At 70.7% G+C, this 25541-nt stretch carries 26 protein-coding genes; 19 read left to right on the top strand and 7 right to left on the bottom strand.

Translation table 11 applies throughout. The features are described from left to right. Positions 1 to 4: 4 nt before the first annotated feature. From hmgA to rbsD, 8 genes are all read left to right on the top strand, one after another. Entirely contained in the window at positions 5 to 1300 is a 1296-nt protein-coding gene (hmgA, locus tag IE209_RS19725) for a homogentisate 1,2-dioxygenase (RefSeq protein ID WP_189688619.1), read from the top strand. Next, entirely contained in the window at positions 1297 to 2565 is a 1269-nt protein-coding gene (gene fahA / locus IE209_RS19720) for a fumarylacetoacetase (protein WP_189688618.1), read from the top strand. Before hmgA ends, fahA begins: the two co-directional genes overlap by 4 nt. Positions 2566 to 2727: 162 nt before the next feature. Further along, the gene (locus tag IE209_RS19715) at positions 2728 to 3675 is read left to right on the top strand and encodes a sugar ABC transporter substrate-binding protein (protein WP_189688617.1); all 948 of its coding nucleotides are present in this window, start codon (positions 2728 to 2730) and stop codon (positions 3673 to 3675) included. A gap of 2 nt (positions 3676 to 3677) precedes the next feature. Beyond that, positions 3678 to 5210 carry a sugar ABC transporter ATP-binding protein gene (locus tag IE209_RS19710; protein WP_189688616.1) on the top strand — a complete coding sequence of 511 codons (1533 nt, stop codon included), beginning with the start codon at positions 3678 to 3680 and terminating at the stop codon, positions 5208 to 5210. Continuing rightward, the gene (locus IE209_RS19705; RefSeq protein ID WP_189688615.1) at positions 5207 to 6193 is read left to right on the top strand and encodes an ABC transporter permease; all 987 of its coding nucleotides are present in this window, start codon (positions 5207 to 5209) and stop codon (positions 6191 to 6193) included. Before IE209_RS19710 ends, IE209_RS19705 begins: the two co-directional genes overlap by 4 nt. Before the next feature lie 4 nt (positions 6194 to 6197). Then, complete coding sequence (locus IE209_RS19700; protein ID WP_189688614.1) at positions 6198 to 7208, top strand: LacI family DNA-binding transcriptional regulator; 1011 nt, start codon at positions 6198 to 6200, stop codon at positions 7206 to 7208. Then, a complete protein-coding gene (rbsK, locus tag IE209_RS19695; RefSeq protein WP_189688613.1) occupies positions 7205 to 8146 on the top strand; it encodes a ribokinase in 942 nt (313 codons plus the stop codon). Before IE209_RS19700 ends, rbsK begins: the two co-directional genes overlap by 4 nt. Then, on the top strand, positions 8143 to 8535 hold the full coding sequence (gene rbsD / locus IE209_RS19690) for a D-ribose pyranase (RefSeq protein ID WP_189688612.1): 393 nt from the start codon (positions 8143 to 8145) through the stop codon (positions 8533 to 8535). The genes rbsK and rbsD overlap by 4 nt, the downstream gene beginning before the upstream one ends. A gap of 33 nt (positions 8536 to 8568) precedes the next feature. On the opposite strand, the gene IE209_RS19685 is transcribed toward rbsD, so the two are convergent. The 3 genes from IE209_RS19685 to pdxH form a co-directional block, all read right to left on the bottom strand. Continuing rightward, complete coding sequence (locus IE209_RS19685; protein ID WP_189688611.1) at positions 8569 to 9690, bottom strand: nucleoside hydrolase; 1122 nt, start codon at positions 9688 to 9690, stop codon at positions 8569 to 8571. A gap of 11 nt (positions 9691 to 9701) precedes the next feature. Next, the gene (locus IE209_RS19680) at positions 9702 to 10649 is read right to left on the bottom strand and encodes a sugar ABC transporter substrate-binding protein (protein ID WP_189688610.1); all 948 of its coding nucleotides are present in this window, start codon (positions 10647 to 10649) and stop codon (positions 9702 to 9704) included. A 122-nt stretch (positions 10650 to 10771) separates the two neighbouring features. Further along, the gene (pdxH, locus tag IE209_RS19675) at positions 10772 to 11419 is read right to left on the bottom strand and encodes a pyridoxamine 5'-phosphate oxidase (RefSeq protein WP_189688609.1); all 648 of its coding nucleotides are present in this window, start codon (positions 11417 to 11419) and stop codon (positions 10772 to 10774) included. Between the two features lie 64 nt (positions 11420 to 11483). Between pdxH and IE209_RS19670 the strand changes: the two genes are divergently transcribed. The 5 genes from IE209_RS19670 to IE209_RS19650 all read left to right on the top strand — a co-directional run bounded on the left by IE209_RS19670 (position 11484) and on the right by IE209_RS19650 (position 16374). Continuing rightward, positions 11484 to 12395 carry a bestrophin family protein gene (locus tag IE209_RS19670; RefSeq protein WP_189688608.1) on the top strand — a complete coding sequence of 304 codons (912 nt, stop codon included), beginning with the start codon at positions 11484 to 11486 and terminating at the stop codon, positions 12393 to 12395. 37 nt (positions 12396 to 12432) lie between these two features. Continuing rightward, on the top strand, positions 12433 to 13005 hold the full coding sequence (locus IE209_RS19665; protein WP_189688607.1) for a TetR/AcrR family transcriptional regulator: 573 nt from the start codon (positions 12433 to 12435) through the stop codon (positions 13003 to 13005). Positions 13006 to 13089: 84 nt separating this feature from the next. Beyond that, positions 13090 to 13548 (top strand): (2Fe-2S)-binding protein, encoded by a 459-nt coding sequence (locus tag IE209_RS19660; protein WP_189688606.1) that lies wholly within the window; start codon positions 13090 to 13092, stop codon positions 13546 to 13548. 52 nt (positions 13549 to 13600) lie between these two features. Then, positions 13601 to 15817, top strand: coding sequence for a xanthine dehydrogenase family protein molybdopterin-binding subunit (locus IE209_RS19655; protein ID WP_229882950.1), 2217 nt, complete (start codon positions 13601 to 13603; stop codon positions 15815 to 15817). After that, positions 15814 to 16374 (top strand): nucleotidyltransferase family protein, encoded by a 561-nt coding sequence (locus tag IE209_RS19650; RefSeq protein WP_189688633.1) that lies wholly within the window; start codon positions 15814 to 15816, stop codon positions 16372 to 16374. The genes IE209_RS19655 and IE209_RS19650 overlap by 4 nt, the downstream gene beginning before the upstream one ends. On the opposite strand, the gene IE209_RS19645 is transcribed toward IE209_RS19650, so the two are convergent. Then, a complete protein-coding gene (locus IE209_RS19645; protein WP_189688604.1) occupies positions 16358 to 16903 on the bottom strand; it encodes a gamma-glutamylcyclotransferase in 546 nt (181 codons plus the stop codon). The genes IE209_RS19650 and IE209_RS19645 overlap by 17 nt on opposite strands. A 197-nt stretch (positions 16904 to 17100) precedes the next feature. Here IE209_RS19645 and edd point away from each other — a divergent pair, with 197 nt between their 5' ends. Together edd and IE209_RS19635 are read left to right on the top strand one after the other, a co-directional pair. Next, positions 17101 to 18945, top strand: a complete 1845-nt coding sequence (edd, locus tag IE209_RS19640; RefSeq protein ID WP_189688603.1) for a phosphogluconate dehydratase — start codon at positions 17101 to 17103, stop codon at positions 18943 to 18945. Further along, positions 18936 to 19577, top strand: coding sequence for a bifunctional 4-hydroxy-2-oxoglutarate aldolase/2-dehydro-3-deoxy-phosphogluconate aldolase (locus tag IE209_RS19635; protein WP_189688602.1), 642 nt, complete (start codon positions 18936 to 18938; stop codon positions 19575 to 19577). The genes edd and IE209_RS19635 overlap by 10 nt, the downstream gene beginning before the upstream one ends. Before the next feature lie 3 nt (positions 19578 to 19580). Here IE209_RS19635 and IE209_RS19630 read toward each other — a convergent pair whose 3' ends face one another. Then, positions 19581 to 20486 (bottom strand): LysR family transcriptional regulator, encoded by a 906-nt coding sequence (locus tag IE209_RS19630; RefSeq protein ID WP_189688601.1) that lies wholly within the window; start codon positions 20484 to 20486, stop codon positions 19581 to 19583. 141 nt (positions 20487 to 20627) lie between these two features. Here IE209_RS19630 and IE209_RS19625 point away from each other — a divergent pair, with 141 nt between their 5' ends. The 3 genes from IE209_RS19625 to IE209_RS19615 are packed head-to-tail and all read left to right on the top strand — an operon-like array spanning position 20628 to position 23857. Continuing rightward, on the top strand, positions 20628 to 21605 hold the full coding sequence (locus IE209_RS19625) for a tripartite tricarboxylate transporter substrate binding protein (RefSeq protein ID WP_189688600.1): 978 nt from the start codon (positions 20628 to 20630) through the stop codon (positions 21603 to 21605). A 22-nt stretch (positions 21606 to 21627) separates the two neighbouring features. Continuing rightward, positions 21628 to 22809, top strand: coding sequence for a CaiB/BaiF CoA transferase family protein (locus IE209_RS19620; protein ID WP_189688599.1), 1182 nt, complete (start codon positions 21628 to 21630; stop codon positions 22807 to 22809). Positions 22810 to 22861: 52 nt separating this feature from the next. Beyond that, positions 22862 to 23857 carry a tripartite tricarboxylate transporter substrate-binding protein gene (locus IE209_RS19615; protein ID WP_189688598.1) on the top strand — a complete coding sequence of 332 codons (996 nt, stop codon included), beginning with the start codon at positions 22862 to 22864 and terminating at the stop codon, positions 23855 to 23857. Positions 23858 to 23884: 27 nt separating this feature from the next. On the opposite strand, the gene gloA is transcribed toward IE209_RS19615, so the two are convergent. Continuing rightward, entirely contained in the window at positions 23885 to 24295 is a 411-nt protein-coding gene (gene gloA / locus IE209_RS19610) for a lactoylglutathione lyase (RefSeq protein ID WP_189688597.1), read from the bottom strand. Between the two features lie 27 nt (positions 24296 to 24322). Next, the gene (locus IE209_RS19605; RefSeq protein WP_189688596.1) at positions 24323 to 24865 is read right to left on the bottom strand and encodes a PaaI family thioesterase; all 543 of its coding nucleotides are present in this window, start codon (positions 24863 to 24865) and stop codon (positions 24323 to 24325) included. Positions 24866 to 24913: 48 nt separating this feature from the next. On the opposite strand from IE209_RS19605, the gene IE209_RS19600 reads away from it, so the two are divergent. Next, positions 24914 to 25387 carry a MarR family winged helix-turn-helix transcriptional regulator gene (locus tag IE209_RS19600; RefSeq protein ID WP_189688595.1) on the top strand — a complete coding sequence of 158 codons (474 nt, stop codon included), beginning with the start codon at positions 24914 to 24916 and terminating at the stop codon, positions 25385 to 25387. The last annotated feature ends 154 nt before the right edge of the window (positions 25388 to 25541 follow it).

The raw sequence follows: 25541 nt of genomic DNA, 5'->3' as shown, positions 1-25541 counted from the left end.
CACCATGGCCCAGGACCCGCTGCGTTACCAGAGCGGCTTCGGCAACGAGTACGCCACCGAGGCCGTCCCCGGCAGCCTGCCGCGAGGGCGGAACAGCCCGCAGCGCGCGCCGCACGACCTGTATCCCGAGCTGATCTCGGGCACGGCGTTCACGGCGCCGCGGCACGAACAGCGGCGCAGCTGGATGTACCGGCGCCAGCCCTCGGTGGTCGCGGGCCGCTACCAGCCTTACGCGCAGCCGCTGTGGACCACGGGCGGCGACGCCGGCACGGCGCTGCCGCCCGAGCCGCTGCGCTGGCATCCGGTGCCGCTGGATGGCGCCGAGTTCGACTTCGTCGACGGCATGCGCACGCTGGCTGGCAACGGCGACGCCGACGCGCAGACCGGCGTGGGTTCGCTGGTCTACGTGGCCGGCCAATCCATGGGCCGGCGCGCCTTCGTCAACGCCGACGGCGAGCTGCTGGTCGTGCCGCAACAGGGCCGGCTCGTGATCACGACAGAACTCGGCATGCTGGAGGTGGCGCCCGGCGAGATCGCGCTGCTGCCGCGCGGCCTGGCCTTCAAGGTCGCGCTGCCCGACGGTGTGTCGCGCGGCTATGTCTGCGAGAACTACGGTGCGCAGTTCCGCCTGCCCGAGCTGGGGCCGATCGGCTCCAACGGACTGGCCAACGCACGCGATTTCCTGGCGCCCGTGGCGGCCTACGAAGACGCCGCCGGCCCCTACGAGCTCATCAAGAAATTCGGCGGCCGCTTCTGGCGCGCGCCGGCCAAGGGCACGCCGTTCAACGTCGTGGCCTGGCACGGCAATCTCGCGCCCGTGAAGTACGACACCAAGAACTTCATGACCATCGGCTCGATCAGCTTCGACCACCCGGACCCGTCGATCTTCACGGTGCTGACCTCGCCCAGCGACACGCCGGGCACGGCCAATTGCGACTTCGTGATCTTCCCGCCGCGCTGGCTGGTCATGGAGGACACCTTCCGCCCGCCCTGGTACCACCGCAACCTCATGAGCGAGTTCATGGGCCTGGTCTATGGCGAATACGACGCCAAGCCCGGCGGCTTCAAGCCCGGCGGCGCGAGCCTGCACAATGCCATGGTGCCGCACGGCCCCGACGAGGAGGCCTTCGAGAAGGCTTCTTCGGTGGACCTGAAACCGCAGAAGCTGGACAACACCTTGGCCTTCATGTTCGAGAGCCGCTACCGCTTCATCCCGACCGCCTGGGCTTTGAGCACCGCGCCGCTGGACCACGACTACGCCGACTGCTGGGCCGGCCTGAAAGACAACTTCCGACCATGATCTCTGTGAACGCCACCCACGATCCCCAGCTGCGCAGCTGGGTCGCCTCCGCCCGCGTGGCGGGCTGCGATTTCCCGATCCAGAACCTGCCGTTCGGCCGCTTTCGCCCGACCGGCAGCACCGAGCCCTTCCGCATCGGTGTGGCCATCGGCGACCAGGTGCTGGACCTGAAGGCCGCGGGCCTGGTCGACCATGCCGACATGAACGCGCTGATGGCCGCTGCGCCGGCCGCGCGCCAGGCCCTTCGCGCGCGCCTGTCCGCCGGCCTTGCCGAAGGCAGCGCCGACCAGGCCGCCTGGGCGCGGGCCCTGGTGCCGCAGGCGCAGTGCGAATACACGGTGCCCTGCGAGGTGCGCGACTACACGGACTTCTACACCAGCGTGCACCACGCCACCACCATCGGCAAGCAGTTCCGGCCCGACAACCCGCTGCTGCCCAACTACAAGTGGGTGCCGATCGGCTACCACGGCCGTGCCAGTTCCATCGTGGTCAGCGGTACGTCGTTCAAGCGCCCGCACGGCCAGACCAAGGCGGCGGACGCAGCGGTGCCCACGTTCGGCCCCTGCAAGCGCCTGGACTACGAGCTGGAGCTGGCCTACTTCGTCGGCCAGGGCAATGCGCTGGGCGAGCCGGTCGGCATCGCCACGGCAGAGGACCATCTGTTCGGCGTGGGCCTGTTCAACGACTGGTCGGCGCGCGACCTGCAGGCCTGGGAGTACCAGCCGCTGGGCCCGTTCCTGTCCAAGAACTTCGCCTCCACGGTCTCGCCCTGGATCGTGACCATGGAAGCGCTGGCGCCGTTCCGCGCCCCGTTCACGCGGCCGGCGGACGACCCGCAGCCGCTGCCCTACCTGGACAGCGCGGCCAACCGTGCCCAGGGCGCGCTCGACATCACGCTGGAAGTCTGGCTGCAGACCGCCAGGATGCGCGCGGCCGGCGAGGAGGGCGTGCGCCTCACGCGCGGCAACACCACGCAAGCGGCCTACTGGACGGCGGCGCAGCTCATCGCGCACCACACAGTGAACGGCTGCAACTTGAACCCGGGCGACCTGCTGGGCTCGGGCACGCTGTCGGGCCCGACGCCGGGCGAGGCCGGTTCGCTGCTGGAGCTGTCCCAGGGCGGCAAGCAGCCCGTGGCGTTGCCCAACGGCGAGACGCGCAGCTTCCTCGAAGACGGCGATACGCTCATCCTGCGCGGCTGGTGCGAACGCGCCGGCGCCGTGCGCATCGGACTCGGCGAGGCGCGCGGCACGGTGGTGGCCTGAGGCCCTGCGACAGGCGTGATGGAGGCTTCTGGCCGGGCCTCCACGCCGCAGGACCGGTGTGACGCGACATGCGGGTAAGTCCTCAATAGCAAACGTTTGCGCAAACGTTTTCGTCTCCTATACTTCGCACCCCTTCTCAGTGCGCATCCATAAGGAGACACCATGCGTTCGACCCGCCGCACCCTTTCCACCGCGCTGGCCCTGGCCGGCGTTCTGGCCGCTGTGCCAGCCCTGGCGCAGACCCCGCCCAAGGTGGCCCTGGTCATGAAGTCGCTGGCCAACGAGTTCTTCCTGACCATGGAAGAAGGCGCCAAGGCCCACCAGAAGGCCAACGCCAAGCAGTACCAGCTGCTGGCCAACGGCATCAAGGACGAGACCGATGCGGCCGCGCAGATCCGCATCGTCGAGCAGATGGTGGCGCAGAAGGTCGACGCCCTGGTCATCGCCCCGGCCGATTCCAAGGCCCTGGTGCCGGCCGTCAAGGCCGCGGCCGACAAGGGCGTGCTGATCGTGAACATCGACAACCGGCTCGACGCGGCCGCGCTCAAGGAAAAGGGCTTGTCCGTGCCCTTCGTGGGCCCGGACAACCGCGCCGGCGCCAAGCTGGTGGGCGATGCGCTGGCCAAGACGCTCAAGGCGGGCGACAAGGTGGGCATCATCGAAGGCGTGTCCACCACCTTCAATGCACAGCAGCGCACGCTGGGCTACCAGGACGCGATGAAGGCCGCCGGCATCACGGTGGTGGGCGTGCAGTCGGGCCAGTGGGAGATCGACAAGGGCAACCAGGTGGCCTCCAGCATGCTGCGCGAGCACCCGGACTTGAAGGCCCTGCTGGCCGGCAACGACTCCATGGCACTCGGCGCGGTGGCGGCCGTGAAGGCGGCCGGCAAGACCGGCAAGGTGGCCGTGGTGGGCTACGACAACATCAGCGCGATCAAGCCCATGCTGCAGGACGGGCGCGTGCTGGCCACGGCCGACCAGTTCGCGGCCAAGCAGGCGGTGTTCGGCATCGAGACGGCGCTCAAGGCGCTGGCGGCCAAGACGCCCCAGTCGGCCATGCCCGCGGAGATCAAGACCGACGTGGTGCTCGTCACCAAGGACAGCAAGTAAGCATGGCCGGCCAGCCGCCGCCGGTCCTCGCGCTGCAGGGCATCGGCAAGGACTATGCCGCCACCGTGCTGGACGGCGTCGGCCTGGAACTGCACGCCGGCCAGGTGCTGGCGCTGACGGGCGAGAACGGCGCTGGCAAGAGCACGCTGTCCAAGATCGTCTGCGGCCTCATCGTGCCCACGCGCGGCAGCATGCGGCTCGACGGGCAAGCGTTCGCGCCGCGCTCGCGGCGCGAGGCGGAGGCGCGCGGCGTGCGCATGGTCATGCAGGAGCTGGGCCTGGTGCCCACGCTCACCGTGGCCGAGAACCTGCTGCTGGGCCGACTGCCGCACCGTGCCGGCTGGGTGGACCGCCGCCGCCTGCGCCGCCTGGCCGAGGCACAGCTCGCGCGCATCGGCTTGGCGGACGTGGACCCCGACACACCGGTGGCGCGCCTGGGCATCGGCCACCAGCAGATGGTGGAGATCGCACGCAACCTGCAGGACGACACGCGCGTGCTGATCCTGGACGAGCCCACCGCCATGCTCACTGCGCGCGAGTCCGAGCGGCTGTTCGCGCAGATCGCCCAGCTCTCGGCGGCCGGCGTGGCGCTGGTCTATGTTTCGCACCGGCTCGAGGAACTGCGGCGCATCTGCGACCAGGTGGCCGTGCTGCGCGACGGCCGCCTCGTCGACGCCCGGCCCATGGCCGGTGTGCGCGAGGAGGACCTGGTCCAGCGCATGATCGGCCGCGCGCTCGCGTCCGACGAAGCGCGTGCGCGCCGACCGGCCGGGCCCGTCAAGCTGCGCGTGCGCGGCCTCACGCGCGGCCATGCCGTGCGCGACGTGAGCCTGGATCTGCACGCCGGGGAGGTCTTCGGCATCGCCGGGCTCGTGGGTTCCGGCCGCACCGAGCTGCTGCGCCTGATCTATGGCGCCGACCGCGCCGACCGCGGCAGCGTCGATCTGCTGGCCGAGGGCCAGCCCGTGCCGCGCTGGAACAACCCCGTGCAGGCCGTGCGCCGGCGCATCGGTCTGGTCAGCGAGGACCGCAAGTCCGAAGGCCTGCTGCTGCCGCAGTCGATCCGCGTCAACACCACGCTGAGCGACCTGCCCGCCGTTGCGCGGGCCGGCTGGCTGCAGCCCGGCCGGGAGCGCAGCACGGTGCAGGCGCTCGTGCGCAAGCTGCGCGTGCGCTGCCGCGACGAAGAGCAACCGGTGGCGGCGCTGTCCGGCGGCAACCAGCAGAAGGTGGTGTTCGCGCGCTGGCTGCACCGCGACTGCGAGGTGCTGCTGCTGGACGAGCCCACGCGCGGTGTCGACGTCGGCGCCCGTGCCGACCTCTACGCCGAGCTCGACCGCATGGCCGCCGACGGCCGTGCCCTGCTGGTGGTCTCCAGCGACCTGCGCGAACTCACCGGCCTGTGCGACCGCATCGGCGTGATGAGCGGAGGGCGGCTGGTGCAGGTCTTCGAGCGCGGCGCCTGGACCGAGCAATCCCTTCTGGCGGCCGCGTTCAGCGGTGTCGCCGAACCCCGCAATGAGGAAACGGCATGAGTGCTGCCACCAATCCCCCCTCGGCCCCGACAGCGCGCGCCGGCCTGAACGCCCAGCTCGGCACCTATCTGGGCCTGGCCGTCGTGCTGCTCGGCATGGTCGCGCTGTTCAGCAGCCTGAGCGAATACTTCTTCACGGCCGACACCTTCGTCGCCATCGTCAACGAGATCCCGGCCCTGGCCGTGATGGCCGTGGGCATGACCTTCGTGCTGATCATCGCCGGCATCGACCTGTCGGTCGGCTCGGTGCTGGCGCTGAGCGCCGCGCTCTCGGCCATGGCCGTGCTGCAATGGGGCTGGACGCCGCTGGCCGCGGCGCTGCTGGGCCTGGCGGCCGGTGCGCTGTGCGGCCTGGTGCTGGGTTCGGTTTCGGTGGCCTGGCGGCTGCCGTCCTTCATCGTCTCGCTGGGCATGCTGGAGGTGGTGCGCGGTTCGGCCTACCTGGTCACGGGCTCGCGCACACAGTACGTGGGCGAGCGCATCGCCGGCCTGGCCGCACCGCTGCTCGGCGGCGTGTCGGTGGCCTTCCTGATCGCCGTGCTGCTGGTCGTCGTCGGCCAGCTGGTGCTCACGCGCACCGTGTTCGGCCGCAGCGTGGTCGGCATCGGCACCAACGAGGAGGCCATGCGCCTGGCCGGCGTGGACCCGCGACCCGTGCGCATCGCCGTGTTCACGCTCACCGGCCTGCTGGCCGGCCTGGCCGGCCTCATGCAGGCCGCGCGCATGGAAGCGGCCGATCCCAACGCCGGGCAGGGGATGGAGCTGCGCGTGATCGCCGCCGTGGTGATCGGCGGCACCAGCCTCATGGGCGGGCGCGGCTCGGTGGTCAACACCTTCATCGGCGTGCTCATCATCGCGGTGCTGGAGGCCGGCCTGGCCCAGGTCGGGGCCAGCGAGCCGAGCAAACGCATCATCACGGGCTGCGTGATCGTGGTGGCGGTGATCGTCGACACGCTGCGCCAGCGCCGCGCCGCCAGGGGCTGAGGGCATGGCCACCATCAAGGACGTGGCCCGCGCGGCCCGGGTCTCGGTGACCACCGTCTCGCACGTGGTCAACAAGACCCGCTTCGTCAGCGAGGAGGGGCGCACCCGCGTAGAGCAGGCCATCCGCGAGCTGGGCTACGTGCCCAGTGCCGTGGCGCGCAGCCTGCAGCGCAGCGCCACCAACACGCTGGGCATGCTGATCCCCAACAGCTCGAACCCGTACTTCGCCGAGATCGTGCGCGGCATCGAGGACCGCTGCTTCGGCGCGGGCTACAACCTGGTGCTGTGCAACACCGACGACGAGCCGCGCCGCCAGGGCATGGTGCTGCAGGTGCTGGCCGAGCGGCGCGTGGACGGCCTCATCGTGGTGTCCTCCGGCGAAGACCCGGCCCTGCCCGGGCTGCTGGCCGGCCTGCGCATGCCCACCGTCATGGTCGACCGCGAGATCGACACCTTGCCCTGCGATCTGGTGGAGACGGCGCACATGCAGGGCGCGCTGCTGGCCGTGCAGCACCTGGCCACGCTGGGCCACCGCCGCATCGCCTGCATCGGCGGCCCGGCCGGCGTGGCCACGGCCGACCAGCGCGCCGAGGGATGGCGCATGGCGCTGGCCACGCTCGGCCTGCCCAGTGCGGGCCTGTTGCACGCGGGCGACTTCACGAGCGAGGGCGGCTATGCCGCCATGCACGCCATCCTGCGGCAGACGCCGCGGCCCAGCGCCGTCTTCGTCGCCAACGACCTGATGGCCATCGGCGCGTTGTGCGCCGCGCACGAGTGCGGGGTGGCCGTGCCCGACGCGCTCTCGGTGGTCGGCTTCGACGACATCGAGCTGGCCCGCTTCGCTTGCCCGCCCTTGACCACCGTGGCCCAGCCCAAGCAGCGGATCGCCGCGATGGCGGTGGACATGCTGCTCGAGCGCATCGAAGGCCGCAGGCAGGATGCGCGCAAGGTGGTGCTGCAGCCCGAGCTGCGCGTGCGTGCCTCGACCGCGCCCTACCAGGAAATGACGCCATGAACGACGCACCGCAGATCCTGGTGCTGGGCAGCCTCAACATGGACCTGCTGCTGCGCGTGCCGCGCGCACCGCAGGCCGGCGAGACGCTGATCGGCCATTCGCTGGCCTTGCTGCCCGGCGGCAAGGGGGGCAACCAGGCCGTCAGCTGCGCGCGCCAGGGCGCCAGCGTGCGCTTGCTGGCGCGCATCGGTGACGACGCCGACGGCCGCGCGCTGCGCGATGCGCTGGCCCGGGACGGCATCGTGCTCGATGCGCTGCAGGTCGATCCGCAGGAGCCGACCGGCCGCGCGCTCGTGATGCTGGAGGATTCGGCGCAGAACCGCATCGTCGTGCTGCCCGGCGCCAATGCCGCGCTGCAAGCGGACGAGGCCGCGCTCGCGCAGCAGCTGCAGGGCGCGCAGTTCTTCGTCACGCAGCTCGAATCACCGCTGCCCGTGGTGCTGGCGGCCGTGGCCGCGGCGCACCGCGCAGGCTGCCCGGTGCTGCTCAATCCCTCGCCCATGCAGCCGCTGCCCGACAGCCTGTGGCCGCAGCTGGACACGCTGGTGGTCAACGAGGTGGAGGCCGCAGCCTATGCCGGCTGCGCGGTGACGACACCCGAAGAGGCTGCTGCCGCCGGCCAGGTGCTGCGCGCGCGCGGCGTCGCGCGCGTGGTCGTGACCCTGGGGGCGCAGGGTGCCGTCACGGTGGAGCAGGGCGGCTGCCGCTGGCAGCCCGCACCGCAAGTGCATGCCGTCGACACCACGGCCGCGGGCGACACCTTTGCGGGCGCGCTGGCGGTGGCGCTGGCTGCAGGCCAGAGCCTGGCCGAGGCCACCGCGCGCGGCGTGCGTGCGGCCGCCGTGTGCGTCACGCGCGTGGGCGCGCAGGTGTCGATTCCGACGGCGGCTGAGATCGATGCGCAGGCCCAGCTGCCCGCGGTGAAGGAACTGCCATGAAGCGAACCACCTTGCTGCACGCCGAACTCTCGCGGGTGATCGCCGGCATGGGCCATGGCGACCTGCTCGTCATCGGCGATGCCGGCCTGCCGATCCCGGCCGGGCCCTTGCGCATCGACCTGGCGGTCGCCCGCGGCGTGCCGGGCTTCGGCGAGGTGCTGGCCGCGGTGCTCAGCGAACTGCAGGTCGAGCGCGCCGTCATCGCGCAGGAGGCCTGCGGCCCGGATGGCTTGCAGCGCCCGGCCTGGAGCGCGGCGCTGCCGGTGGTGCCCGAGCAGGTGTCGCACGACCAGTTCAAGCAGCTGTGCCGCGGTGCCAAGGCCATGGTGCGCACTGGCGAGTGCACGCCGTACGCGAACGTGCTGCTCTACGCCGGCGTGGCGTTCTGAGCGGCGCCGCGCCCGCGCGCGGCGCCATCGGCCTCAGGGAATCGGCACCGGCCGCGTGAGCAGGTCCACATAGAACTCGAAGAAGCGCGCGTTGTCGAACTTCTTCACCACCTTCATCTTCTGCAGCGTCGGGCCGGCCGGCTGCGTGGCGTAGCCGATGGACTGGCCGTTGTTGGCCTGGCCGGGCGCGTTGACCACGTCCACGTATTCCTCGCTGACCTCGGTCGCGTAGGCGGGGTCGATCAGGTAGGCGATGGTCAGCGTGTCCCAGACGTCCAGCTCGTAGTTCGGGTCGCCCTCGAAACCGACGCCGTTGAAGCCGGGCCCCATCACCTTCTTGAACTGCTTCGTGACGGCGGTCTCGCGCGCGCCATGCGCGATGCGGTTGTAGATCGGCGTGGTCAGCTGCACGGTGTCGGTCACGTCCAGCGGCACCACCACCTGCGGCACCGGCTGGCGCACCACGTACTGCGCGGCCTCGGGGTCGAACCACCAGTTGAACTCGGCCAGCTTGGTGGTGTTGCCCGGCACGTGCACGGCCCCGCCCATGTAGATGATCTGCTTGATCAGCGGCACGATCTCGGGCGCCTTGCGCATGGCCTTGGCGATGTTGGTCAGCGGGCCGATGGCCAGGATGGTGACCTCGCGCGGGTTGGCCTTGATGCTGTCGATCAGGAAGTCGACGGCATGCTGGGGCTGCAGCGCCGTGTTGGTCGCGAAACCGTCCGACGGCGCGACCAGTTCGGCGGCGGTCGGGGCCGTCTTCTGCACGCTCCAGGCGCCGTAGTAGCCGTCGTTGACGGCGCCGGCGGCCAGTTCCTGCTCGATCGTGGCCCAGTCGTGCGAGAGCGCGTAGTTCTCGCCCGCGTACACCGGGATGCGCTGGCCCATGCCCAGCCTTTCCATGGACTTGAGCGCCTCGACCACGCCCTGGTCCAGCCACTTGTTGCCCGAGACCACGGTGATGCCCAGCACCTGCAGCTTGCCTTCGGCTTGCAGCTGTGCGGCCATCACGCCGAGCTGGCCATCGTCGCTCATGGTGTTGTAGTCGCTGTCGATGATGATCTTGGGCGGGGCGTCGTCGTCGCCACCGCCACAAGCGCCCAGCCCCAGCGCGATGCCGGCGACAAGAACTCCGAAAGATCGTCTTTGCATGCCGTGCTCCTTCACTTGGAGTCGCGGGTGACCAGCACCACGTCGGTCTTGATCTCCGCGGGCATGGCCGACTGGGGCGTCTTGGCCGCCAGCGCCTTGAGCGCCGTCTCGATGCCGAACACCGCCTGCTTGGCCGCGAACTGGTCGGCCGTGGCCAGCACGCGCCCGTCCTGCAGCATGGGCTTGATCGCGCTGATGTTGTCGTAGCCCACCACGGCCACCTTGCCGGTCTTGCCCGCGGCCTTCACGGCTGCCACCGCGCCCAGCGCCATGGAGTCGTTGCCCGCCAGCAGGGCCTTGAGGTCCGGGTGCTCGCGCAGCATGCTGGAGGCCACCTGGTTGCCCTTGTCGATCTCCCACTGGCCCGACTGCACGCCCACCACCGTGATGCCAGCGGCCTTCATCGCGTCCTGGTAGCCCAGCGTGCGCTGCTGTGCATTGAAGGTGGTGGACACGCCTTCGATGATGCCCACCTTGTCGCCCGCCTTGAGCGTCTTGGCCAGCGCATCGCCCACCAGCTTGGCGCCGGCGCGGTTGTCCGGGCCGACGAAGGGCACGGACAGGCCCTTTTCCTTGAGCGCGGCCGCGTCGAGCCGGTTGTCGATGTTGACGATCAGCACGCCCTTGTCGGCGGCGGCCTTGATGGCCGGCACCAGAGCCTTGGAGTCGGCCGGGGCGATGACCAGGGCGTCGACCTTCTGGGCCACCATCTGCTCGACGATGCGGATCTGTGCGGCCGCATCGGTCTCGTCCTTGATGCCGTTGGCCAGCAGCTGGTACTGCTTGGCGTTGGCCTTCTGGTGGGCCTTGGCGCCTTCTTCCATGGTCAGGAAGAACTCGTTGGCCAGCGACTTCATGACCAGGGCCACCTTGGGCGGGGTCTGCGCCAGGGCTGGCACGGCGGCCAGGACGCCGGCCAGGGCCAGCGCGGTGGAAAGGGTGCGGCGGGTCGAACGCATCGGTATCTCCTGTTCTTGCTGCGTTTCGGGAAGCAGGCAATATAGGGATGCCAAAACGTTTGCGCAAACGTTTGCTCTCGGTGGTTTCCCGCGAGATGGTTACAAGAAGTGAGAGCGCTGCCTCAGGGCGCGAGGCGTTCGCGCACCCAGCCGGTGCCGTCCCGGCGGTACTGCAGCCGGTCGTGCAGCCGGCTCCTGCGGCCCTGCCAGAACTGCCATGCGGTGGGCACCAGGCGGTAGCCGCCCCAGTGCGGCGGCCGCGGCGGCTTGAGCAGGAACTGCGCGCCGTACTTCGCGGCGTTGGCCACCAGCACGCCACGGCCGGAAATCACCTGGCTCTGCGGGCTGGCCCAGGCGCCGATGCGCGAGTCCAGCGGGCGGCTGTCGTAGTAGGCGTCGCTTTCCTCGGCGCTGGTCTTCTCCACCACACCTTCGATGCGCACCACGCGCTCGAGCTCGACCCAGTGGAACTGCAGCGCCGCATACGGATTGCCGGCCAGCTCCTGGCCCTTGCGGCTCTCGTAGTTGGTGTAGAAGACCAGGCCGCGCGCGTCATAGCCCTTGATCAGCACGATGCGCGTGGACGGGCGCAGGTCGCTGCCGACGGTGGCCAGCGTCATCGCATTGGGTTCGGGCACCTGGGCCGCGATGGCCTCGTTCAGCCATTGGTCGAACTGCTGCAGCGGGTCGGCATGCGAGGCCGATTCGTCGAGTTCGGCCCGTTCGTAGCTCTTGCGCAGCGCGGCGATGGAGGTCTGGAGTTCGCTCATGGACCCGGATTGTGCAGCGCCCGGCGCGTACCATGCCGGCCCTGCGCCTTCCGTTGTCCCTGCGATGATCGTACGCCCCCGTCCCCACTGGCTGCACCTGCTGTTCGTGCGGCACGGCTCCATCCTGCACCTGATCCTGCCGCAGCTGCTGTGCGCGCTGGCCTTCGCCATCGGCGTGACCGTGCTGCACGGCCAGGTGCTGCAGTGGAAGATCCCGCTCAACTTCGTGCCGTTCTCGCTGATCGGGCTGACGCTGGCGATCTTCCTGGGCTTTCGCAACGGCACCAGCTACAGCCGCTGGTGGGAGGCGCGCGTGCTGTGGGGCACGCTGCTGGTCGAGTGCCGCGCCGCCATGCGCCACGCGCTGACCCTGGTCGATGGCCCCGAACATGCGGCCGTGCTGGCGCGCCGGCTCATCGCACTCGCCCATGCGCTGCGCCATCAGTTGCGCCGCAGCGATGCCAGCGCCGATCTGGCGCGGCTGCTGCCGCCCGAAGAGGCCGCGCGCGTGGGGGCCGCGCGCTTTCCGGCCGCGATGCTCCTGCAGATGGCCGGCGAGTGGCTGGGCGAGATGCGTGCGCAGGGCAGGGTGGCCGCGCCGCTGGTGCCGGTGCTGGAGGCGCCGCTGGCGCAACTCGGCAGTGCGCTGGGCGGCTGCGAGCGCATCGCGAGCACGCCCATCCCGTTCACCTACAGCGTGATCATCCACCGCACCATCTATTGCTACGTGCTGCTGCTGCCGTTCGGCCTGGTCGACGCGATCGGTCCGATGACGCCGGTGATCGTGGCCTTCATCGCCTACACCTTCTTCGCGCTGGAGGCGCTGGGCTCGGAACTCGAGGAGCCTTTCGGCCTGGCCGCCAACGACCTCGCGCTGGACAGCCTGTGCTGGACCATCGAGACCGCGGTGCTCGAAAGCCTGGGCCGCAGCGACGGCCCGCCGCAGCCGCAAGCGCGCAATTTCCAGCTGACCTGATTGACGACTGAATATTCATTCATCTAAGATCGGCGGCGTGAAACCCAAGGACGAAGACAAGCAGCAGGCCATCGCGGACGCGACCTTCGCGCTCGTGGCGCAGGTCGGCCTGTCGGGCCTGACCATGGCCGCGATCGCGCGCGAGGCCGGCATCGCCACGGGCACGCTCTACGTCTACTACAAGTCCAAGGAAGAACTGCTCAACGCGCTGTACGAGCAGGTCAAGGGCGCGCTGGCGCGGCTGATCACCGAGGATGCCGGCCGGGCCATGCCGTTCCGTGCGCGCTTCCAGCGCAACTGGCTGCTGCTGCTCCGGCATCGCCAGGCCCATTACGCCGAGACGGTGTTCATGGAGCAGTACTACAACTCGCCCTGGTTCAGCGAGGCCTCGCGCCAGTTCTCGGCCCGCTTCACAGGCGAGTGCCTGGGCTTCTTCGACGAGGCACGGGCGCAGCAGATCGTCAAGGACGTGCCCACCATGCTGCTGGCGGCGAGCTTTTTCGGCTCGGTCCGCGAAACCGCCAATCTGCTGCGCAGCGGCGACCTGCCCGACACCGAGGCGGCGCTGGCGCAGGCTTTCGCGATCTTCTGGGACGGCATCAAGGCCTGAATGCCAGTCCCTCGGCTTGTGAACATTGACACATAAAAGAATGAACATTCATTCGCTCAACCACCCCACCCACGAAAGGTCCCCATGGCGACGCTGAACATCAACGGCAAGGACGTCCAGGTCGATGCCGACGACTCCACCCCCATCCTCTGGGCGCTGCGCGACACGCTCGGCATGACCGGCACCAAGTTCGGCTGCGGCATGGCCATGTGCGGTGCCTGCACCGTGCACCTGAACGGCGCGGCCATCCGCTCCTGCGTCACGCCGATCTCGGCCGCGGCCGGCCAGAAGATCACCACGATCGAGGCGATTCCGACGGACCGCATCGGCAAGGCCGTGTCGGCCGCTTGGGTCAAGATCGACGTGGCGCAGTGCGGCTACTGCCAGAGCGGGCAGATCATGAGCGCCACCGCGCTGCTGCAGGCCAACCCCAAGCCCTCCGACGCCGACATCGACGCCGCCATGGCCGGCAACATCTGCCGCTGCGGCACTTATGCGCGCGTGCGCGCCGCCATCCACGAAGCCGCCGCGGCGCTGGCTTGAACCGGAGACCACCATGCTCATGCACGACATCCCGGCCGACCAGATCCGCGCCATGCTGCCGCCCCAGCTGGCCCGCCGCCTCGGCGATGGCGACCAGGCCGACGGCCTGCCGCGCCGCAGTTTCCTCAAGCTGGCCACCGCCGGCGGCTTCGCGCTGGGGCTGTTCCCCATGCTGGCCGAGGCCCAGGACGCGGCCGCGCCGGCGCTCAAGCCGGGCCAGCAGCCCGCCGCCTTCGTCAACATCGGGCGCGATGGCACGGTCACCGTGACCGTCAACCGCCTGGAGTTCGGCCAGGGCACGCACACGGGCCTGGCCATGGTGCTGGCCGAGGAGCTGGACGCCGACTGGAGCCGCGTGCGCGCGGTGCACGGAACCCAGGCCGTCGCCTACGCCGACCCGGCTTTCGGCATGCACCTGACGGGCGGCTCCACGGCCATCAAGAACTCCTATGTGCAGTACCGCGAACTCGGTGCGCGCACCCGGGCCATGCTGGTGCAGGCCGCGGCGACGCAGTGGAATGTTCCGGCAGCGTCGCTCGCGACCGAGCGCGGCGTGGTGATCGGCCCCGGTGGCAAGCGCGCGGACTACGGCCAGCTGGCCGAGGCCGCCATGCAGCTGCCCGTGCCGACCCAGGTCACGCTCAAGGACCCGAAGAACTTCAAGCTGATCGGCCAGCCCACGGGCCGGCTCGACGCGCCGGCCAAGTCCAGCGGCCAGCAGTCCTTCGGCATCGACGTGCGCGTGCCCGGCATGCTGACGGCCGTGTGCCAGCGCCCGCCCGTGTTCGGCGCCAGGCTCGCATCGGTCGACGATGCGGCGGCGCGCGCCGTGCCCGGCGTCAAGGCCGTGCTGCGCGTGCCGCTGCACGACGGCGGCGAGGGCGTGGCCGTGGTGGCCACGGGCTACTGGGCCGCCAAGCAGGGCCGCGACGCGCTCAAGCTGCAGTGGAACGACGCGGACCGTGAGAAGGTCGACAGCGCGGCCCAGCTGGCCAGCTACCGCACGCTGGCGGCCAAGCCCGGCCACGTGAAGTACCAGGCCGACTTGGCGCCGCTGGCCGGCGCGCCGCACAAGATCAGCGCCGAATTCCAGTTCCCCTACCTGGCCCACGCCGCCATGGAGCCGCTGAACTGCACGGTGCAGCTGGACGGCAGCGGGGCCGGCGCCAAGGCCACGGTCTGGACCGGCACCCAGATGCCCGGCCTGGACGCCGCGGCCGCCGCGCGCGTGCTCGGCATCCAGCCCGAGAACCTCACGCTGCACGTGCAGATGGCCGGCGGCGGCTTCGGACGGCGCGGCCTGCCGACCAGCGACTTCGTGGTCGAGGCCTGCACCATCGCCAAGGCCGCGCAGGCGGCCGGCATCGCCGCGCCGATCCGTACCCTGTGGAGCCGCGAGGACGACATGCGCGGCGGCTACTACCGCCCCATGCACGTGCACCGCGCCGAGATCGGCTTCGACGCCAAGGGCAAGGTGCTGGCCTGGGACCATGTGATCGTGGGCCAGTCCATCATCTCGGGCACCTTCTTCGAGTCGGCCATGGTCAAGGACGGCGTGGACACGACGATGGTCGAAGGCATGCCTGAGCCCTATACGCTGCCCATGCGCCTGTCGGTCCACCATCCCAAGCTGAACGTGCCGGTGCTGTGGTGGCGCAGCGTGGGTTCCACGCACACGGCCTATGTCATGGAGACGCTGATCGATGAGATCGCGCGCACGACGGGCCAGGATCCGGTCGCCTACCGCATGGGTCTCATGGGCGAGAAGAGCGCGCGCCACCGCGCGGCGCTGCAGCTGGCCGTGGACCGCTCGGGCTACGGCCGTCGCCAGCTGCCGGCCGGCCGGGCCTGGGGCGTTGCCGTGCACGAGTCCTTCGACTCGGTCGTGGCCTATGTGGTCGAGGCCTCAGTGGAGGGCGGCCAGCCCAAGCTGCACCGGGTGACGGCCGGCGTGCACTGCAACCTCGCGGTCAATCCCAGGAGCGTGGAGGCGCAGATCCAGGGCGCCGCGCTGATGGGCCTGTCCATGTGCCTGCCGGGTGCGGCCATCACGCTCAGGGACGGCGTGGTCGAGCAGAGCAACTTCGGCGATTTCGTGGTGCCGCGCATCACCGACATGCCGGTCGTCAACGTGCACATCGTGCCCAGCGCCGACGCGCCGACCGGCATGGGCGAGCCCGGCCTGCCGCCGCTGGCGCCGGCCTTCGCCAACGCCGTCGCGCGGCTGACCGGCAAGCCGCTGCGCGAATTGCCGTTCAAGCTGGCCTGAGCGTGTCCACTGCGCCGCCTGTCGTCCTGGTGCTGGCCTCCGGCCGCGGCGAGCGCTTCCGTGCCTCGGGCGGCCAGGTGCACAAGCTGCAGGCCTTGCTGGCCGGAAAGCCGGTGCTGCAGCACACGCTGGACGCCGTGCGCGCCAGCGGGCTGGCCTGGCACCTGGAAGACGCGGGCCATCCAGGCATGGGCGACTCGATCGCCGCGGCCGTGCGCGCCACCCAGGGGGCAGGGGGCTGGCTCGTGCTGCCGGGCGACCTGCCGCTGATCGAGCCGTCCGCGCTGCAGCGCGTGGCCGCGGCACTGGCCCAGGCCGCGGTGGTGCTGCCGCAGCACGGCGGTGTGCGGGGCCACCCGGTCGGCTTCTCCAACGGCTGCCGCGACGAACTGCTGGCCCTGTCCGGCGAGGCCGGCGCGGCCGCGATCGTGCAGGCGCGCAAGCGCTCTGGGCAGGTGCTGGAACTCGTGCTCGACGGCCCCGGCTGCGTGACCGACATCGACACGCTGGACGATCTCGCGCGTGCCGAGCGCTGGTTGCTCAGCCCGCCAGCCTGAGCAGCTTCTCCAGCGCCTTGTCGCGGATCTGGTGGCGCTTGAGGCTCTCGAAGGTCTCGCGCGCATAGTCCAGCGTGGTGCCGAAGCGCCCGCAGGACTGCGTGAACACGCGCCGGTAGTCCTCGTCCGTCAGCGTGCGCGTGAAGCTCGGGCTCTTGCGCGACAGCGTGAAGGCCAGTGCCTTGACCGGCCCTTCGGGCGTGGTGCAGTGCAGCCAGCGTGGGTCGTACACGCCCATCAGCATCTCGCGTGCCCACAGCCGCTCCAGCACCGCGTCGCCGTCGCGCTGGGGAATGCGGAACACCACGCCCTGGCAGCTGCCGCCGGTCAGCAGCGCGAACACCAGGCCCGGGCATTCGGGTGTGCCGCGGTTGACGCGGCTCCACATCTTGAGCGCGCGGTGCCAGCCGTGCACGCGCGCGAGCCGGTGCTCCACATGCTCGAACTCGGGCCGCCAGATCAGCGAGCCGTAGCCGAACACCCAGTAGTCCTCCTGGCCACCCCATTCGCGCCGGGTGCGCTCGAGCATGGGCAGGGGATCGCGCAACGGAGCAGGGTGGGGATGCGGTGTCACGGCCGCCACTCTAGCAAGCCGCCGTGCGCCACGTCAGCCCCGCGCTTTGGTAACCCACTGGTAACCCCCTGCAGCCGGTGCGGGGATCATCGGGGGTAGGATCACCGCGCCCCCTTTCTTCATGCGCGCCGCGCCCGCCGCGGCCCAGAACGATGAACACCCACACCACCGTCGCCGCCGTCACCGACCGCATCCGCGCGCGCAGTGCGCCCGCGCGCGCCGCCTACCTCGAACGCCTGGCCGCCATGGCGGCGCGCACGCGCGGCTCCGACCGCATGGGCTGCGCCAACGTGGCCCACGCGGTCGCGGCCATGCCGTCCAGCGACAAGTTCAAGGTCGTGGCCGAGCGCGCGCCCAACATCGGCATCGTCAACGCCTACAACGACATGCTGTCGGCGCACCAGCCGCTGCAGCACTACCCCGACCTCGTGAAGGACGAGGCGCGGCACTTCGGTGCCACGGCCCAGGTGGCCGGCGGCGTGCCGGCCATGTGCGACGGCGTTACCCAGGGCCTGCCCGGCATGGAGCTCTCGCTGTTCAGCCGCGACGTGATCGCCATGGCCACGGCCGTGGCGCTCACCCACGACATGTTCGATGCTGCCTTGATGCTGGGCGTGTGCGACAAGATCGTGCCGGGCCTGCTGATCGGCGCGCTGCACTTCGGCCACCTGCCCACGGTGTTCGTGCCGGCCGGGCCCATGCCCTCGGGCCTGTCCAACAACGCCAAGGCCAAGGTGCGCGAGCAGGCCGCGCAAGGCCTGGTCGGCCGCAGGGAGCTGCTGGAGGCCGAATCCGCCGCCTACCACGCGGCCGGCACCTGCACCTTCTACGGCACGGCCAACAGCAACCAGATGCTGCTCGAAGCCATGGGCCTGCACGTGCCCAGCACGGCCTTCGTGGCGCCGGGCGGGCCGCTGCGCGAGGCGCTCACGCGCGAGGCCGCGCGCACGGTTCTGGGATATGGCACGGCCCTGGACGGCCAGGCCGCCAAGGCGCGCGGCGTGGTGCCGCCCATCGGCCGGCTGGTCGACGAGCGTGCCATCGTCAACGCCATGGTGGCGCTGCTGGCGACGGGTGGCTCGACCAACCACCTGATCCACTGGGTGGCGGTCGCGCGGTCCGCCGGCATCACGATCGACTGGGACGACTTCGCCGCGCTCTCGCACGTGGTGCCGCTGCTGGCCCGCGTCTACCCCAACGGCAGCGCCGACGTGAACCAGTTCCAGGCCGCGGGCGGCACGGGCTACGTGCTGCGTGAACTGCTGGATGCCGGCCTCATGCACGAAGACGTGCTGACCGTGCGCGCCGGCGGCATCCGCGAGTACACGCACGAACCGCGGATGGTGGACGCCCAACTCGCCTGGCAGGCCACGGGTGCCAGCAAGGACGAGGCCATCGTGCGTCCCGCCACGGCACCGTTCAGCCCCACGGGCGGCCTGCAGCTGCTGCAGGGGCCGCTGGGCCGCAGCGTGATCAAGGTCTCCTCGGTCCCCGACGACCGCCATGTGGTCGAGGCCCCGGCCCGCATCTTCGATTCGCAGGAAGACCTGCAAAAGGCCTTCGCGGCCGGCGAGCTCGAGCGCGACCTGGTCTGCGTGGTGCGCTGGCAGGGGCCGCAGGCCAACGGCATGCCCGAGCTGCACAAGCTCACGCCGCCGCTGGCGGTGCTGCAGGGCAAGGGCTTCAAGGTGGCCCTGGTGACCGACGGCCGCATGAGCGGCGCCTCGGGCAAGGTGCCGGCCGCCATCCACCTCACGCCCGAGGCGGCGGCCGGCGGCCCGCTGGCCAAGCTGCGCGACGGCGACGTGGTGCGGCTGGACGCGCCGGCCGGCCGGCTCGACGTGCTGGTGCCCGAAGCCGAATGGGCCGCGCGTCCGCTGGCCACCATGCCCGAGGCGCTGCGCGCGGCCAACGGCCTGGGCCTGGGCCGAGATTTGTTCGCCGGCATGCGCCGCAATGCCGCCACCGCAGAAGAAGGAGCGCCGACATGGCTTTGAACACCCCGCTGACCGCCCGCGACGTGATGCGCGACGCGCCGGTCATCCCCGTCATCGTGCTGCACGACGTGGCCCATGCCGTACCGCTGGCGCGCGCGCTGTTGGCCGGCGGCATCCGCATGCTGGAGGTCACGCTGCGCACGCCGCAGGCGCTGGCCGCGATGGAGGCCATCGCCAGGGACGTGCCCGAAGCCGTGGTCGGCGCCGGCACCATCCGCACGCCGGCCGACGTGAAGGCCTCGGTGCAGGCCGGTGCGCGCTTCGGCGTGAGCCCGGGCTACACGTCCAAGGTCGGCCAGGCGTGCCGCGATGCCGGACTGCCGCTCCTGCCCGGCGTGGCCACGGGCAGCGAGATCATGATGGCGCAGGAGGACGGCTTCACCGAACTCAAGTTCTTCCCGGCGCTGCAGGCCGGCGGCATTCCCATGCTCAAGGCCTGGCAGGGTCCGTTCGGCGAAGTGAAGTTCTGCCCCACGGGCGGGGTCAGCGCGGCCAATGCGGGCGAGTTCCTGGCGCTGTCCAACGTGGCCTGCGTGGGCGGCTCCTGGATCGTGCCCAACGACGCGATCGCCGCGGGCGACTGGGGCCGCATCGAGCAGCTGGCACGCGCCGCGCGCGCGCTGCCGCGCTAGACCTCAGGCGCTGCCGGGCGGGCCTGGCGGCGCGCACAGCGCATCGACCAGCGCACGGGCGTACTGCGGCAGCGTGGCGCGGTCGCGCATGAGCAGGTGGCGCTCGCGCACGCACCAGTCGTCGCGCAGCCGCACCAGCGCCAGGCGCATGGCGTCGCGGTTGCGCAGCGCGGCCGACTCCGGCACCACGCCGATGCCCACGCCGCTGCCGATCATGCGGCACATGGCGTCGAAGCTGCCGAGTTGGATGCGCAGCTTCTGCTTGGCGCCCAGGCGCTCCGTGATCTGGTGCAAAAAGGCCTGCAGCGTACTGCCCGGCTGCATGCCGATCGCGTCCTCGCCCAGGGTTTCCGCGAACGCGATGCTGCGCCGACGCGCGAAGCGGTGGCTGCGCGCGGTCACGAGCACGAGCCGGTCGGTGCTGAAGTGGATGCTTTGCAGGCCCAGCGTGTCCACCTGTCCGGCGACGATGCCCAGGTCGGCGCGGCCATCCAGCACGCCACGCGGGATCAGCGCATTGGGCTGCTCCAGCAGCTCCACGTTCACGCGCGGATGCTGCTTGAGGAAGACCGGCAGCAGGGCCGGCAGGATGTCGGTCACGGCCGTGGTGTTCGCGAACACGCGCAGGTGGCCTTGCAGGCCGCCCTGGTAGGCCTGCAGGTCCGTGCGCAGCTGCCCGGCTTGGTGCAGCATGAGCCGCGCATGGTGCAGGAAGGCCTCGCCCGGGGGCAGCAGGCGCAGGCCGCGGGCCTCGCGCGAGAACAATGGCAGGCCGGCCTGCTGCTCCAGCGCCTTGATGCGCGCGCTGGTCGCTGCCAGCGACAGGTGCTGGCGCTCGGCCGCGCGCGTGAGGCTGCCCAGCTCCGCGGCGGCCACGAACAGGCGCAGGTCCGACAGTTCGAATTGCATCGGCCAAGACTACCAGCCTTCGGCGCCGCAGAAGGCTGGATTCCGAAATCCCAGATTGCCGCAGCCGCGCTGGCGCGGCGATGATCCGCGTCTTTCACATGACATGGCGGCGCGCGCGATGCGCCGCCCGGAGACCGGCCCATGCCTTCCCACCGTCTTTCCCGCCGCACGCTGCTGGCCCTGGCCGCCGCCAGCGCATGGCCGGCCTTTGCCCAATCCGGCTATCCCGCGCGCCCCATCGTGCTGGTCGTGCCCCAGGCCGCCGGCGGCACCAACGACATCGTGGGCCGTGTCGTCGGCCACAAGCTCGGCGAGGTGCTGGGCGGCAGCGCCGTGGTGGAGAACCGCCCCGGTGCGGGCGGCAACATCGGCACGCAGTACGTGGCGCGCGGCCCCAAGGACGGCCACACCCTGTTGATGACCATCAGCAGCAGCCAGGCCATCAACCCTTCGCTCTACAAGAACCCGGGCTTCGACCCGGTCAAGGACTTCGTGCCGCTGGGCCTGGTCGGCGCCGTGCCCAATGTGCTGCTCGTCAATCCCGGCTTTCCCGCGCAGAACCTGACGGAGTTCCTGGCGCTGGCGCGCAAGAGCGGCGACAGCTTGCAATACGCCTCGGCCGGCAACGGCACGCTGAACCACCTGCTGGGCGAGATGCTCAACAGCATGGCCGGCATCAAGCTGCAGCACGTGCCTTACAAGGGCGTGGCGCCCGCGCTCAACGACGTGCTGGGCGGCCAGTTGCCCATGCTGTTCGCGAGCCTGCCCTCGGCGCTCGCGCACATCCAGGCGGGCAAGCTGCGCGCCATCGCGGTCAGCGGTGCCAAGCGCTCGCCGACCCTGCCCAACGTGCCGGCCATCGCCGAGGCCGTGCCCGGCTACGACGGTCAACTCTGGATCGGGCTGTTCGCGCCGAGCGGCCTGCCGGCGCCGGTGCAGTCCCAGCTCGAAGAGGCCATGCGCAAGACCATGGCCGCCAAGGACCTGCGCGACAAGCTCGAGCAGCAGGGCGTGGAGATCGCAGCGCCGACCACGCCCGCGCAATTCGCGGCCTTGCTGCAGGACGACCTGGCCAAGTGGGCCCGCATCGTCAAGTCCTCCGGCGCTTCCGTCGACTGATTTCCGGCTCCCTGCACACACCATGACCCTCCCGCTCCAAGGCATCACCGTCGTCTCGCTCGAGCACGCCATCGCCGCCCCGTTCTGCACCCGCCAGCTGGCCGACCTGGGCGCCCGCGTGATCAAGGTCGAGCGGCCCGAGGTGGGCGACTTCGCGCGCGCCTACGACCAGCGCGTCAAGGGCCTGTCCTCGCACTTCGTCTGGACCAACCGTTCCAAGGAAAGCCTCACGCTAGACTTGAAGAACCCCGATGCCATGGCCGCGCTCAAGAAGCTGCTGGCCGGCGCGGACGTGCTGGTGCAGAACCTTGCGCCGGGTGCCACGGCGCGCATGGGCCTGGACTACCAGAGCCTGAAGGCCACGCACCCGCGGCTGGTGGTCTGCGACATCACGGGCTATGGCGAGGACGGCCCCTACCGCGACAAGAAGGCCTACGACCTGCTGATCCAGAGCGAGGCCGGCTTCCTGTCGGTCACGGGCACGCCCGAGATACCGAGCAAGGCCGGCAACTCGATCGCCGACATTGCCGCCGGCATGTACGCCTACACCAACATCCTGGCCGCGTTGCTGCGCCGCGCCAGCACGGGCGAGGGTGCGCACATCGACGTGTCCATGCTGGAGTCGCTGGCCGAGTGGATGGGCTTTCCGATGTACTACGCGTTCGAGGGCGCGACACCGCCGCCGCGCAACGCCGCATCGCATGCCACGATCTACCCCTACGGCCCGTTCCAGGCCGGCGATGGCGGCACCGTCATGCTGGGCCTGCAGAACGAGCGCGAATGGAAGGTCTTCTGCGAGGTCGTGCTGCGCGAGGCCGCGCTCGCCACCGACCCGCGCTTTGCCAGCAATGCGCAGCGCAATGCCAACCGCGCCGCGCTGGCCGCGCGCATCGGCGAGACCTTCAGCACCTTGTCGGCCGACCAGGTGCTCGCGCGGCTGGACGAAGCGCAGATCGCCAACGCGCGCATGAACGACATGGCCGGCCTGTGGGCGCACCCGCAACTCGCGGCGCGCGGGCGCTGGCAGACCATCGGCTCGCCGGCCGGCCAACTGCCCGCGCTGCTGCCACCGGGCCGCAGCAACCGCTGGCAAGCCCGCATGGACGCGGTGCCGGCCGTCGGCGAGCATACCGAGGCGCTGCTGCGCGAAGTCGGCCTGGATGCGGCTGCCATCGACGCGCTGCGTGCAGCCGGGGCCATCTAGAGCGCACCCGGCCTGCCCGTCCGTCCACCACCCTTCGACCCGAGGAGACTTCATGACATCGCGCACTTCCACGGCCATCCGCTCCTGCGCGGCGCTGGCCGCCGCCTGGCTGCTGCAGGGCGCGGCCTGGGCCCAGTCCGCCTGGCCCGAGCGGCCCGTGACCATGGTCGTGCCGTACTCGGCCGGCGGGCCGACGGACGTGGTGGCGCGCATGCTGGCCATTCCCATGGCCAAATCGCTGGGCCAGCCAGTTGTGGTGGAGAACACCGTGGGCGCCGGCGGCACCATCGGCCCGGCCCGCGTGGCCAAGGCGCCGGCCAACGGCTACATGGTGCTGATCCACCACATGGGCATGGCGACCGCGCCCGCCCTGTACAAGAAGCTGCCCTACGACCCGCTCAAGGACTTCGAGTACATCGGCCAGGTCATGGACGTGCCCATGACGCTGCTCTCGCGCAAGGACTTCCCGGCCAACACCTTTCCCGAGCTGCTGGCCTACGTCAAGCAGCACAGGGACAAGGTCACGCTGGCCAATGCCGGCATCGGCGCGGTCTCGCAGCTGTGCGGCATGCTGCTGGCGCACCAGATCGGCGTGGACCTGACCACGGTGCCCTACAAGGGCGCGGGCCCGGCGCTGGCCGACATCATGAGCGGCCAGGTCGATCTGATCTGCGACCAGACCACGCAGACCGTGCCTGTCATCAAGGACGGCCAGCGCGTCAAGGTGTTCGGCGTGACCACGCCCAAGCGCCTGGCCAGCCTGCCCGACGTGAAGACGCTGGACGAGCAGGGCCTCAGGGGCTTCGACGTGAAGGTCTGGCATGGCGTGTACGCACCCAAGGGCACGCCGCCCGAGGTGCTGGCCAAGCTCAACCAGGCGCTGCGCACCGCGCTGCAGGACGAGGGCGTCAAGCAGCGCCTGGCGGACCTCAGTTCGGAGATCGTGCCCATGGACAAGGTCACGCCCGAGGGCCTGCGCAGCCACCTCGTGGCCGAGACCGAGAAGTGGGGCAAGGTGATCAAGGCGGCCGGCGTCACGGCGGAGTGAGGCCGAACAGAGCCGCCGCCGGGGCGGTCAGCGCAGGCCGCTGCCGCCGGCCTCGTCCGCGCGCTGGATCAACTCCACCTTATACCCATCGGGATCGGTGACGAAGGCGATCACCGTGGTGCCGCCCTTGACCGGGCCGGCCTCGCGCGTGACCTGGCCGCCGGCGGCCTTGATGCGCTCGCAGGCCGCATAGGCGTCGGGCACGCCCAGCGCGATGTGGCCGTAGGCCGTGCCGAGCTCGTAGCTTTCCACGCCCCAGTTGTAAGTGAGCTCCAGCTCGGCATGCTCGGGGTTGCTGCCGTAGCCCACGAAGGCCAGCGAGTACTTGTACTCGGGGTTCTCCGAGGTGCGCAGCAGCTTCATGCCGAGCACCTGGGTGTAGAAATCAATCGAGCGCTGGAGGTTGCCAACGCGCAGCATCGTGTGGAGTAGTCGCATGCGGCCTATTTTGCCGCGCCACCACAGTCAGCGCGCTTCGAACACCAGGCAGGTGGTCGTCGCGTGGGCGTACAGCTTGTCGTCCGGCCCCACGATGCGGGCTTCGGCCGTGGCCAACTGGCGGCCGCTGTGGATCACCTTGCCGATGGCGCGCAGCGGGCCGGTCTTGACGGTGGCGGCGCGCACGATGTTCACGCCCAGCTCGGCCGTGGTGTAGCCGCGGCCGGCCGGCAAGGTGGTGTGCACGGCGCAGCCCAGGGCCGAATCCAGCAGCGTGGCGAACCAGCCGCCGTGCACGCTGCCCAGCGGGTTGTAGTGCTTGAGTTGCGGCGTGCCCTGGAACACGGCGAGGCCGTAGCCGACCTCGACCAGGCCGAAGTCCAGCGTGTCGGCGATGTGGGGGTAGGGGAGCTCGCCGGCCAGCATGGCCTGCATGGTTTGCAGGCCGGTCTTGCCGGCGACCTGCTCGGGCCGGGCCAGGCCGGCCTGGCCGCCGCCGGTGCGCATGCGCAAAAGGGCGGCCTCCATTTCCTGTTCCCAGCGGACACGGGTTTCTTCTTCTGTGCTCATGTCTTCTCCGTCGATTGCAGCTGCAACTATTGCAGCTACAATCATTCTATGGGAACCGCGCTCCATGCCAAGGCCGCGCCACAGGGCTGCACCCACCTGCAGCTGCGCCAGCTCATGCGCCGCGTGGCGCGGCTGTACGACGCCGAACTCGCCCAGGCCGGGCTCAAGACCACGCAGTTCTCGCTGCTGACGGCACTGGACAGGCTCGGCCCGGCCCAGCCCGGCCAGCTGGCGCGCCAGCTGCGCCTGCAGCCGTCCACGCTCACGCGCAACCTGCAGCCACTGGTGGCGGCCGGCTGGGTGGTCCAGGGCCCCGGCAGCGACGGCCGCAGCCGCCTGGTGCAGCTGACCGAGGCCGGCCGCGCCAAGCGCGCCGAGGCGCGCCAGCGCTGGAAGAGCGCGCAGTTGGAGCTCAACCGCCTGCTGGGCGATGCCCGCGTGGCGGCGCTGCATGCGCTGCTGCAGGAATCGCTGGCGCTGCTCGCGCCGGAACCGCCGGAGGCCGCCGAAGACCTGGTTTGAGGCAGCCGGACGGCCGGCCGGGCCCGACACGCGGCGCCCCGGGATCCGGGCCCTGGCGCGGCGCTGTGCCAGCATGTTCTACTGTGAACATGCCCCCGCCCGACATCCCGCCCGACAGTGTCCGGCCGCCGCCGGCGGGGCCGCCGGACCCGGA

The organism is Pseudorhodoferax aquiterrae (genome assembly GCF_014652235.1).
GTDB lineage: Bacteria > Pseudomonadota > Gammaproteobacteria > Burkholderiales > Burkholderiaceae_C > Pseudorhodoferax > Pseudorhodoferax aquiterrae.
This window is presented reverse-complemented; position numbering and strand designations above follow the sequence as displayed.